The sequence below is a fragment of the Peribacillus frigoritolerans genome (assembly GCF_001636405.1).
Classification (GTDB): Bacteria; Bacillota; Bacilli; order Bacillales; family DSM-1321; genus Peribacillus; species Peribacillus frigoritolerans.
Map to the genome: position 1 here is coordinate 3,619,875 of NZ_KV440950.1, position 11,829 is coordinate 3,631,703.

At 43.8% G+C, this 11,829-nt stretch carries 6 protein-coding genes, 3 rRNA genes and 1 pseudogene; 3 read left to right on the forward strand and 7 right to left on the reverse strand.

What is annotated here, in order from left to right:
• Window positions 1-54: 54 nt before the first annotated feature.
• The 3 genes and pseudogenes from A6755_RS17210 to A6755_RS27685 form a co-directional block, all read right to left on the reverse strand.
• Window positions 55-1,323: an MFS transporter gene (locus A6755_RS17210; protein ID WP_063591457.1), complete on the reverse strand. Its 1,269-nt coding sequence runs from the start codon at window positions 1,321-1,323 to the stop codon at window positions 55-57.
• 92 nt (window positions 1,324-1,415) lie between these two features.
• Window positions 1,416-3,014, reverse strand: coding sequence for a long-chain-fatty-acid--CoA ligase (locus A6755_RS17215; protein ID WP_084738215.1), 1,599 nt, complete (start codon window positions 3,012-3,014; stop codon window positions 1,416-1,418).
• A 493-nt stretch (window positions 3,015-3,507) separates the two neighbouring features.
• Window positions 3,508-3,612: pseudogene (locus tag A6755_RS27685) on the reverse strand (recombinase family protein); the annotation flags it as partial.
• A 570-nt stretch (window positions 3,613-4,182) separates the two neighbouring features.
• Here A6755_RS27685 and A6755_RS17225 point away from each other — a divergent pair.
• Window positions 4,183-4,422: a hypothetical protein gene (locus A6755_RS17225; protein ID WP_063591460.1), complete on the forward strand. Its 240-nt coding sequence runs from the start codon at window positions 4,183-4,185 to the stop codon at window positions 4,420-4,422.
• Window positions 4,423-4,702: 280 nt separating this feature from the next.
• Here the strand turns inward: A6755_RS17225 and A6755_RS17230 are convergent, their stop codons facing one another.
• The 4 genes from A6755_RS17230 to A6755_RS17245 all read right to left on the reverse strand — a co-directional run bounded on the left by A6755_RS17230 (window position 4,703) and on the right by A6755_RS17245 (window position 10,556).
• Window positions 4,703-5,554, reverse strand: coding sequence for a tyrosine-type recombinase/integrase (locus tag A6755_RS17230; RefSeq protein WP_063591461.1), 852 nt, complete (start codon window positions 5,552-5,554; stop codon window positions 4,703-4,705).
• 162 nt (window positions 5,555-5,716) lie between these two features.
• A 5S ribosomal RNA gene (rrf, locus tag A6755_RS17235) occupies window positions 5,717-5,832 on the reverse strand.
• 64 nt (window positions 5,833-5,896) lie between these two features.
• Window positions 5,897-8,829 (reverse strand): 23S ribosomal RNA (locus A6755_RS17240).
• Between the two features lie 176 nt (window positions 8,830-9,005).
• Window positions 9,006-10,556, reverse strand: a 16S ribosomal RNA gene (locus tag A6755_RS17245).
• Together the 16S, 23S and 5S rRNA genes form the textbook arrangement of a ribosomal RNA operon.
• 371 nt (window positions 10,557-10,927) lie before the next feature.
• Between A6755_RS17245 and A6755_RS27145 the strand changes: the two genes are divergently transcribed.
• Window positions 10,928-11,074: a hypothetical protein gene (locus A6755_RS27145; RefSeq protein WP_156404311.1), complete on the forward strand. Its 147-nt coding sequence runs from the start codon at window positions 10,928-10,930 to the stop codon at window positions 11,072-11,074.
• 282 nt (window positions 11,075-11,356) lie between these two features.
• A complete protein-coding gene (locus A6755_RS17250; RefSeq protein ID WP_034312897.1) occupies window positions 11,357-11,764 on the forward strand; it encodes an Hsp20/alpha crystallin family protein in 408 nt (135 codons plus the stop codon).
• Window positions 11,765-11,829: the final 65 nt, after the last annotated feature.

Below are 11,829 nucleotides of genomic sequence, written 5' to 3' on the forward strand. Positions count from 1 at the left end.
GATGGCATGACTTCATTTCACCAGTTTCATTGAATGTAAGCAGGTTCGACCTGCTTATGAGGACTTAAGGTCAAAGTTATCCGAACTTTTATTTTTAAGTTTCCCGGCCGGTTTAACGAATATCGCAAACAGGATGCCAAAAGCCAGCACAAGGATGGCCATGAACAATATCGATAGGTTATAGCCCAATAGTTGATTTCCTCCAGCTAAACTTATGATATATCCAGTTAATAGAGGTGCAACAATTCCCGCTAGATTTCCTGATGATGTTAAGATGCTTGTCATCAATCCCCCCCGATCCTGCATTTCATTGATCATGATCGTTGGTCCAATTGGTAAAATGGCGTATGTAAGACCCTTTGCTAAACACATGGCGACTATCACCCAGATTGGATTTTGAAATATCATGATTGAGGAAAAGAACAATGCACCAAGAATCATGGCGCCCGCTACGACGAATACCCTTGATGATCGCCAATTCTGATTCTTCTTGAATAAATGATCGGACGCCATCGAAACACCCATATAAATACATACGGAAACGACTCCGATTATCGCAACGCTGGTTCCCATTTGACCTGGAGTCATTTTTACGGCTTCCACTAAATAAATCGGGAGCCAAACGGAAAACCAAACAACTAAAATATACGTTGAAAAATAAGCGAGCGTAGTAAACAAAGCAGTTGGCGAGGCCAGTAGCAGCAAAAAGTCTTTCACTTTTATTTTTTCCAGTTTTTGTTTCTTTTTCTTTTGGACGTTTTCGTATACTTCAACTGGATTTTCCTTTGTTAAAAATTGAAAGAGGAAGAACCAAACAAGGCTTGCTGCACCAAGGGCGGCAAAGGCAACCTTCCAGCCGAATATCGTAATTAAGGATACGAGGATCGGTGCCACGATCATCGCGCCAACGGTCCCTCCGCCAACAACAACCGAATTGGCAAAACCTTTCAGCTTCGGCGGAAACCACTTATCGGCATGACTGTAAGCAATTGGGCTATAAGGCCCTTCGAATGTGCCAAGTAAAATCCTGTACAGAATTAATAACGGAAGAGCGGTGATGGCTAAAACGCCGAATTGCAAAACGGTCCATGTCAGCATGATGAACCCCAGCACTTTTTTAGCCCCCAGCCGATCAGCCCATGCTGCCCCAAAAATCCCTGTTACTGGGTAAAGCCAATAATAACTGCTTCCAACAAGACCCCACTCTGCATAGGTCAGATTGAATTCCTTCATGATGGGAACAGCTGCGAGGCCCACGATCGATTTATCTGCAAAATTGATGACGGCTCCAAAGAATAATAGAATGAGAACAACCCAACGCATATGAATCCCTCCTCTTCTTTATTTTTGTTTACAATGGAATACCAACCAACGTAAGGTTCAACTTAGATGGTTGAAATCACGCTCCCCCACTTTCAACCCCTTTCTAATTCCTCCTTAACTAACAATCTTTTTAATAGTTTACCCACTGTATTACGCGGAAGTTCTTTTCTTAATTCAAATACTTTTGGTACTTTATAAGGCGTCAATTGGGAATAGCAATATCCTTCTATTTCTTCAAGATCCACGGAAGCGCTTTCTTTAGGTACGATGAATGCTTTCACTATTTCTCCTTTTTCTTTATGTGGGATGCCGACCACAGCTGCCTCTTTAATGGCCGGATGTTCATACAGAACCCCTTCTACCTCCTGCGGGTAAATATTGAATCCGCCGACGATGATCATTTCTTTTTTCCTGCCGACGATATAGAAATATCCTTCGTCATCCATCACAGCAAGATCGCCAGTATATAGCCAATCATTCTGTAAGGCCTTTTTGGTTTCGGCTTCGTTATTCCAATAACCCTTCATGATTTGCGGGCCTTTTATGAGCAACTCCCCGACGCATGTGTTAGGCACTTCATTATTTTCATCGTCAATGATCATACAATCCGTGCCAGGAAAAGGGATGCCAATGCTTCCTATTTTCCTTTTTCCGAAGGGCGGATTTCGATGAGTGGAAGGTGAAGCTTCAGACAAACCGAAACCCTCTCCGATTTTGGCACCGGTCAGCCCCTCAAATCGCTTTATTACTTCAACCGGCAGGGGCGCCGATCCACAAGAACAACTTTTTAAACAATTCAGTCCATAGTTTTCAATTCCTAGATGATTGACGAAAGCGTTGTACATCTTTGGAACTCCCGGAAAGAAAGTCGGACGATACTTTTTTATTTTTGCAAGTACATCTTCAAGTTCGAATTTAGGAAATAAGAGGATGGCAGCTCCAATATAAATACCTAGATTCATTGCACTCGTCATGGCATAAACATGGTAAAGAGGCGTAGCTGCCAAAACGATTTCTTCGCCAGGTTTTAGGGAATCACCATACATTTCAAAGCTCTGCACAACATTTGAGGTTAAATTATGGTGAGTAAGCATGACACCCTTCATCTTCCCAGTGGTGCCTCCAGTATATTGGATGACTGCCGTATCTTCATGCGGGATTATCACTACGGGCTTCTTAATCGCATCTCCTGTTTCAATCATCGTTTTAAGGGAATAGGAGCCATTTTGATCATTTTCCGTATCAATGCATACATCAAATTCATATATCGCTTTCGTTTCTTCGATTGTATTTGCGGCCGTTTGGTCAAATACAATATTCTTCGTATCCGAGTCTATTAATATTTGCAATAGTTCCCGCGGTTTATACATGGGATTAATTTGTACAACCAACAGACCCAGTGCCTGGGCAGCATAATAACTCATTATGAAATAGGGGTGGTTGGCCATCATCAGTCCAATCCGTTCACCTTTAACAAAGCCCATTTCTCTCCATTTACCTGCAAGTTTGTCTACCTGCATTTTTAGATTCTTATAATCAATGGACTGGTCTTCATAAATGATGGCTGTATGGTGTGGAAACTTACACGCTGTTATATCAAGCAGTGAATAGACGGATATTTCCGGTAGCTTCATAGATTTCATTCTTTCAACATACCATTGCTCCCATGGTTTATTTATCGTTTTTCGCACCATTTATCCCTCCGCACATAAACGAATTTCATATCGTGCATGTTTGATTTATAACTATTATTATGCAACTTGCATGCCAAGTCCCAATTTAATGTAAAATCGCTTATTATTAACATCAGTCAATTCATTAATGAATTTTATTCACAAATAATGCCTTTCTATAGGGGATTCATCGAAAATGCCCATAATTCATTTTTGAATTTATATAAACTCAGCTCTTTATTAACGATATTGAAAAGTTGACTTTTACCATATTATAGATTATACATACTCACAAATCCTGTTATAGACTTTTGGGATTATAAATTTCAAAAAGCCCATCCAGCTGAGGATGGGCTTTTCGAATTTTATTGACCTACGGTTAAATAGCTCCCTTTCCATTCCTGGATTTTTAGATTTTGCGCGTTCGTAGACTTTTTTGCCACCGCTGAATCCAAGAATCATCAAAGCCACACAACTGGTTCAATCAATCGGACCATCCTGTAAAGACCTAGATATAACGTTCTTTAAGAACATTATCTAACATGGCCTGAAGTTGTCGTCCTTCATTTTGATCTTTGCTACTCACTCTAATGTATCCAAATTTACGGACATCCATTTTTTTACTCCTTCATCTACTTTTCTCTCTCTTATTCTATCAAAAGCGTTCGTAAATGTTTTTCTAACTTTTACGAACGGGTATAACAATGCTATACAGACCATTTCGGAAATTTTTTAGCTTTAAACGGCGCTCAACCATTTTTGTGAAATACAACATTTTCTTTTTTGGATATTATTAAAATAATAAATCTGCTGATTTTGTAAATTTTAGCCCCTTCATCCTATCAGCCTGTCATCCTTTTATCATACCAAGAGGTTTTTGCTCGAATTTCCAAATGAAATCTTTGACAATGTAAGCGCTTTCTTTTATGGTGATAATAGGTTGGATGGCATGCGTGGCCGTCATAGTATCTGGCGTAGGTGGGGCCAATACCCGGAACAGTACATAGAAAGAATAGCTTCTTCCGAATAGGAAACAGTGATTCATCAATCATATTATTCAAATACAAAAAAACTCTGTATTCGGTCAAATTCAGGGTTTCCCTAGCTTAAAAGCTCCCCTTAAGATCCCTTATGTTTTTATTACAAATATGTATGCTAGTTTTATTGTAAAATGAGGAGGTACTTTATGAAGATCAAAAAAAGTTCCCTTTACGATGAATTACCGTTAGAATTATTGGCAGGATTTTATTATGAAATAAATAAGAACATTGAAAATGGAATTTTGTCTGGTGCTATGCAGCATGAAATTAGATTAATGGAACAAACAGCATTAAAAAGGAGTATCTCACTTGAATACCTACATGACAAGGGTGCTTGTATAATTGAAGCCGAGAAACTACTAAGAGAAACTACCCTGCAACCCTAAATTGTAGAATAAGAAGTCCAATGATGTTTTCTAGTCTACCCTAGGTAAAGAATAAATTCCTTTTAATTAACCCTCTTGGCTACCAAAGGGTTGTTTTGGGTGGCATTCACCAAAAGAGATCTTCGCCTTAAAAATTCCTAGTCATTTTAATCTGTCCTTTAAAAGGCCTACAACTATAAAAGAAATGCTATTTTTAAATCATCAGCATTAAATTCCCCGGGCTATTGGAACTTATATAATGAAGGAAAAACTTCTTGTATATCGTTTAGTATTCCCAATCCTACAAATTATCAAAAGTATTTTCAATGGCTGATTCCAATTCTTCTTTTCCTTCTCCTATATAACGTTTGGTCATGTTCAAATCTTTATGCCCCATCAATTTTGAAACGGTTTGAAGGTCTATCCCCTTATCGATTAATGTTTGGCAAAACGTATTCCGCAGCCTATGGGGAGTCGCATTATATTTAGTCAACATATATTGCACGGACCTTGGCGTTATGCGTTGATTCACACTGGATATGAAGATGGCTTCCGTTTCCATATTTAAAAATTCCTTGTATGCCTTGATCTTTTCACTAGCAGTCATGGAGAGTGGAATCTTCCTGTCTATATCACCTTTTGAATCCCGAATGAGGATATATTGCCTTTCTCCCTCTTTTTGAATGTCACTATGGTTCAAATCACAAAGTTCGGACACCCGGATACCCGTATGAATCATTGTGTAGACAATAGCAATATTCCTGAAATGCCCAGAGGCCTCGATTTCTTTTAAGAGCGCAGCTTGCTCAAGCATGTTCAGGGCTTTTGGCGGATCTTCTTTCTTTTCCTTTGCTTTACGATCGATGTTGAGGACGATTTCGGGTTTATCAAGGAACCTGGAAAACATGGTAATGGCTGAATAATGTTTTTCAATCGTTCCTCCACTCTTGTTTGACTGTTCCATATCGTCTAAATAGGTTTGGACGTGGGATTTTTCAATCTTTTTCGCCTCATCTTTAAACCATTGAAGAAGCTGGGAGATGACTCCCACATAGGTTTTAATCGTACCATCGGATTTATTTTGACCCATTAACCATTTCGCAAAAGAATGAAGAATTTGTTTATTGTCCAGGATTTCTTCTTTACTGGTCATTCGAGAAGCCCCCTACCAAAATTATGCTATTAATAAGCCTTTCCAACGAATTGTGGAATTTATACAAAAAAACCTTAGGATAATCCTAAGGTTTAGAATACGTAGATAGGATTTGAACCTGTTTATACGGGTTTATGAATCCTAATTGTTGTGATAAACATTGCTTGGCGGCGTCCTACTCTCACAGGGGGAGACCCCCAACTACCATCGGCGCTGAAGAGCTTAACTGCCGTGTTCGGAATGGGAACGGGTGTGACCTCTTCGCTATCGCCACCAAACAATAAAGGAACGTTGTTCCTTCAAAACTAGATAATAAGAAGGTATTTCATTTTTTAAAAAGCGCTGGTTAAGTCCTCGATCTATTAGTATCAGTCAGCTCCACATGTCACCATGCTTCCACCTCTGACCTATCAACCTGATCATCTTTCAGGGATCTTACTAGCTTGCGCCATGGGAAATCTCATCTTGAGGGGGGCTTCATGCTTAGATGCTTTCAGCACTTATCCCGTCCGCACGTAGCTACCCAGCTATGCCTTTGGCAAGACAACTGGTACACCAGCGGTGCGTCCATCCCGGTCCTCTCGTACTAAGGACAGCTCCTCTCAAATTTCCTGCGCCCGCGACGGATAGGGACCGAACTGTCTCACGACGTTCTGAACCCAGCTCGCGTACCGCTTTAATGGGCGAACAGCCCAACCCTTGGGACCGACTACAGCCCCAGGATGCGATGAGCCGACATCGAGGTGCCAAACCTCCCCGTCGATGTGGACTCTTGGGGGAGATAAGCCTGTTATCCCCGGGGTAGCTTTTATCCGTTGAGCGATGGCCCTTCCATGCGGAACCACCGGATCACTAAGCCCGACTTTCGTCCCTGCTCGACTTGTAGGTCTCGCAGTCAAGCTCCCTTGTGCCTTTACACTCTACGAATGATTTCCAACCATTCTGAGGGAACCTTTGGGCGCCTCCGTTACTCTTTAGGAGGCGACCGCCCCAGTCAAACTGCCCACCTGACACTGTCTCCCACCCCGATAAGGGGCGCGGGTTAGAATTTCAATACAGCCAGGGTAGTATCCCACCAACGCCTCCACCGAAGCTGGCGCTCCGGCTTCTCAGGCTCCTACCTATCCTGTACAAGCTGTACCAAAATTCAATATCAGGCTGCAGTAAAGCTCCACGGGGTCTTTCCGTCCTGTCGCGGGTAACCTGCATCTTCACAGGTACTATAATTTCACCGAGTCTCTCGTTGAGACAGTGCCCAGATCGTTACACCTTTCGTGCGGGTCGGAACTTACCCGACAAGGAATTTCGCTACCTTAGGACCGTTATAGTTACGGCCGCCGTTTACTGGGGCTTCGGTTCAAAGCTTCGCTTGCGCTAACCTCTCCCCTTAACCTTCCAGCACCGGGCAGGTGTCAGCCCCTATACTTCGCCTTGCGGCTTCGCAGAGACCTGTGTTTTTGCTAAACAGTCGCCTGGGCCTATTCACTGCGGCTTTTCTGGGCTATTCACCCTAAAAAGCACCCCTTCTCCCGAAGTTACGGGGTCATTTTGCCGAGTTCCTTAACGAGAGTTCTCTCGCACACCTTAGGATTCTCTCCTCGCCTACCTGTGTCGGTTTGCGGTACGGGCACCTTACATCTCACTAGAGGCTTTTCTTGGCAGCGTGGAATCAGGAACTTCGGTACTATATTTCCCTCGCCATCACAGCTCCGCCTTAATGGAAACGGGATTTGCCTCGTTTCCGGCCTAACTGCTTGGACGCGCATATCCAACAGCGCGCTTACCCTATCCTTCTGCGTCCCCCCATCGTTCAAACGATGTATAGGTGGTACAGGAATATCAACCTGTTGTCCATCGCCTACGCCTTTCGGCCTCGGCTTAGGTCCCGACTAACCCTGAGCGGACGAGCCTTCCTCAGGAAACCTTAGGCATTCGGTGGAAGGGATTCTCACCCTTCTTTCGCTACTCATACCGGCATTCTCACTTCTAAGCGCTCCACCAGTCCTTCCGGTCTGACTTCAACGCCCTTAGAACGCTCTCCTACCATCGACACCATACGGTGTCAATCCACAGCTTCGGTGATACGTTTAGCCCCGGTACATTTTCGGCGCGGAGTCACTCGACCAGTGAGCTATTACGCACTCTTTAAATGGTGGCTGCTTCTAAGCCAACATCCTGGTTGTCTAAGCAACTCCACATCCTTTTCCACTTAACGTATACTTTGGGACCTTAGCTGGTGGTCTGGGCTGTTTCCCTTTCGACTACGGATCTTATCACTCGCAGTCTGACTCCCAAGAATAAGTATTTGGCATTCGGAGTTTGACTGAATTCGGTAACCCGTTGGGGGCCCCTAGTCCAATCAGTGCTCTACCTCCAATACTCTCATCTTGAGGCTAGCCCTAAAGCTATTTCGGAGAGAACCAGCTATCTCCAGGTTCGATTGGAATTTCTCCGCTACCCACACCTCATCCCCGCACTTTTCAACGTGCGTGGGTTCGGGCCTCCATTCAGTGTTACCTGAACTTCACCCTGGACATGGGTAGATCACCTGGTTTCGGGTCTACGACCTCATACTCATTCGCCCTATTCAGACTCGCTTTCGCTGCGGCTCCGTCTCATCAACTTAACCTCGCATGAAATCGTAACTCGCCGGTTCATTCTACAAAAGGCACGCCATTACCCATTAACGGGCTTTGACTACTTGTAGGCACACGGTTTCAGGATCTATTTCACTCCCCTTCCGGGGTGCTTTTCACCTTTCCCTCACGGTACTGGTTCACTATCGGTCACTAGGGAGTATTTAGCCTTGGGAGATGGTCCTCCCTGCTTCCGACGGGATTTCTCGTGTCCCGCCGTACTCAGGATCCACTCAGGAGGGAACGAAGTTTCAACTACAGGGTTTTTACCTTCTTCGACGGACCTTTCCAGGTCGCTTCATTTACCCCGTTCCTTTGTAACTCCATGTTGAGTGTCCTACAACCCCAAGAGGCAAGCCTCTTGGTTTGGGCTAATTCCGTTTCGCTCGCCGCTACTCAGGAAATCGCGTTTGCTTTCTCTTCCTCCGGGTACTTAGATGTTTCAGTTCCCCGGGTCTGCCTTCAGTACCCTATGTATTCAGGTAAAGATACTGTTCCATTACGAACAGTGGGTTTCCCCATTCGGAAATCTCCGGATCAAAGCTTACTTACAGCTCCCCGAAGCATATCGGTGTTAGTCCCGTCCTTCATCGGCTCCTAGTGCCAAGGCATCCACCGTGCGCCCTTTCTAACTTAACCGTTAAAAAAGATCTTACAGATGCTTTGAAAAAAATTAATTGCCTTCTATCTATTATCTAGTTTTCAAGGAACAAAGCAGAAAGAATCCATCACATCGTGATGTTCGTCTTTCCTATTTGAATGAATTACTCATTCAAAACTGAACAAAACAAAAGCGCTCTCGTAATTATCCTTAGAAAGGAGGTGATCCAGCCGCACCTTCCGATACGGCTACCTTGTTACGACTTCACCCCAATCATCTGTCCCACCTTAGGCGGCTGGCTCCATGAAGGTTACCTCACCGACTTCGGGTGTTACAAACTCTCGTGGTGTGACGGGCGGTGTGTACAAGGCCCGGGAACGTATTCACCGCGGCATGCTGATCCGCGATTACTAGCGATTCCGGCTTCATGCAGGCGAGTTGCAGCCTGCAATCCGAACTGAGAATGGCTTTATGGGATTCGCTTACCTTCGCAGGTTTGCAGCCCTTTGTACCATCCATTGTAGCACGTGTGTAGCCCAGGTCATAAGGGGCATGATGATTTGACGTCATCCCCACCTTCCTCCGGTTTGTCACCGGCAGTCACCTTAGAGTGCCCAACTGAATGCTGGCAACTAAGATCAAGGGTTGCGCTCGTTGCGGGACTTAACCCAACATCTCACGACACGAGCTGACGACAACCATGCACCACCTGTCACTCTGTCCCCCGAAGGGGAAAGCCCTATCTCTAGGGTTGTCAGAGGATGTCAAGACCTGGTAAGGTTCTTCGCGTTGCTTCGAATTAAACCACATGCTCCACCGCTTGTGCGGGCCCCCGTCAATTCCTTTGAGTTTCAGCCTTGCGGCCGTACTCCCCAGGCGGAGTGCTTAATGCGTTAGCTGCAGCACTAAAGGGCGGAAACCCTCTAACACTTAGCACTCATCGTTTACGGCGTGGACTACCAGGGTATCTAATCCTGTTTGCTCCCCACGCTTTCGCGCCTCAGTGTCAGTTACAGACCAGAAAGTCGCCTTCGCCACTGGTGTTCCTCCAAATCTCTACGCATTTCACCGCTACACTTGGAATTCCACTTTCCTCTTCTGCACTCAAGTTCCCCAGTTTCCAATGACCCTCCACGGTTGAGCCGTGGGCTTTCACATCAGACTTAAGGAACCACCTGCGCGCGCTTTACGCCCAATAATTCCGGACAACGCTTGCCACCTACGTATTACCGCGGCTGCTGGCACGTAGTTAGCCGTGGCTTTCTGGTTAGGTACCGTCAAGGTACCAGCAGTTACTCTGGTACTTGTTCTTCCCTAACAACAGAACTTTACGACCCGAAGGCCTTCTTCGTTCACGCGGCGTTGCTCCGTCAGACTTTCGTCCATTGCGGAAGATTCCCTACTGCTGCCTCCCGTAGGAGTCTGGGCCGTGTCTCAGTCCCAGTGTGGCCGATCACCCTCTCAGGTCGGCTACGCATCGTCGCCTTGGTGAGCCATTACCTCACCAACTAGCTAATGCGCCGCGGGCCCATCTATAAGTGACAGCGTAAACCGTCTTTCCATCTTCTCTCATGCGAGAAAAGAACGTATCCGGTATTAGCTCCGGTTTCCCGAAGTTATCCCAGTCTTATAGGCAGGTTGCCCACGTGTTACTCACCCGTCCGCCGCTAATCTCAGGGAGCAAGCTCCCGTCGATTCGCTCGACTTGCATGTATTAGGCACGCCGCCAGCGTTCGTCCTGAGCCAGGATCAAACTCTCCGAAGAAATGTTTGACTTGCTCATTTTGCTTTTTTGATAGTGTGTGCTCACTTAAAATTTAACGTTGGCGCTTTGTTTTGTTCAGTTTTCAAAGAGCAATTTGTTGTAGGTTTTTTTCAACTAATTCATCTTAACATAACGTTGAATAGTTGTCAACTTCTACGAAGTATTTCTTTTTTTAAAATCGCTCATTAATTAGGCGACTTCATTATCATACTGCTATTTTTCTTTAGTGTCAACATTTAATCCGTAAAATAAATCTCTAATAACATTTTCCTCTTGAAACCATCTTGTTAATGAATGATTACATTCCTTGCAAAAACAAGAATAAGAAGAGGGGCAGGACACAAACTATGCTAAAAAGGAGAGTGTATATCATGGATGAAAAGGGTTTAAAACAGAACGCTAGTAATACTTTACGTACGAATAAAAAGAAAACTTTAGAAATAATAGCAAGTGTTGATGAGTTAAAAAAAGAGCATGAACCAGAGTATGTCTTTTTATATTGGGATGAATTGAGATAGCCTTTAGTTTAAGAAGTTACATGCTTTATAAGCCTAATTTGTACTTATAAAGTTAAAATCCTTCTAAAAAATCCACTCTTTTAGAAGGACTTATGACCCTTTCTTTTATAACTTGTTATGCTTTTTAATACCCGCATACACATCGTCCCTTTGCATTGATTGCTTTTTACATTTTTCGAACCAATTTCCCGGAATCTTTTATTATCTTCAATTTCACTTTTTCAATCACCATTCTTCATGCTCCATCATATAATACCTCAAAGGAAAACCGGGGGTATCAACATGCAAGACAATCAACATGGATCGCAAATGACTGAGGTTGAAAAGTTTGATGAATGGGTAAAAAGTTTTTTTCTGGATCCGGAAACTTGTGCGTTGGATCATCAACTTTTTTCAATTGATATATACGAAAGTGACGATGAGTATATGGTGGAAGCGGTTTTGGAAGATCATGATGTGAAAGATATTAAAGTATGCCTAAGTGATAATGAGCTATCGATCATCGTTGACGATACTCATAAGCCATTTCTTGAAAAAAAAGAAGATAAGCTACCCACACAGAGAAAAATCCCTTTCCCCTTTTCGATTTGCTCACGCAGAATTACCGCTGAATTCTCGAATCCGATTTTGGTGATTCGCATCCATAAGTTTTCCCCCGGAAAAACAGCTGAAGATATTAACATTGAGTAGTCCGTTCATTAAAAATAAAAAGAATGGCTAAGGGTAACCTCCCCTTAGCCATTCTTTTTTCTTGA

Excerpts from the sequence above, each read along its gene's own strand:
- A6755_RS17225 (WP_063591460.1), top strand. The coding sequence starts at position 4,183 with ATGAAGATCAAAAAAAGTTCCCTTTACGATGAATTACCGTTAGAATTA.
- A6755_RS17210 (WP_063591457.1), bottom strand. The coding sequence starts at position 1,323 with ATGCGTTGGGTTGTTCTCATTCTATTATTCTTTGGAGCCGTCATCAAT.
- A6755_RS27145 (WP_156404311.1), top strand. The coding sequence starts at position 10,928 with ATGGATGAAAAGGGTTTAAAACAGAACGCTAGTAATACTTTACGTACG.
- A6755_RS17230 (WP_063591461.1), bottom strand. The coding sequence starts at position 5,554 with ATGACCAGTAAAGAAGAAATCCTGGACAATAAACAAATTCTTCATTCT.
- A6755_RS17250 (WP_034312897.1), top strand. The coding sequence starts at position 11,357 with ATGCAAGACAATCAACATGGATCGCAAATGACTGAGGTTGAAAAGTTT.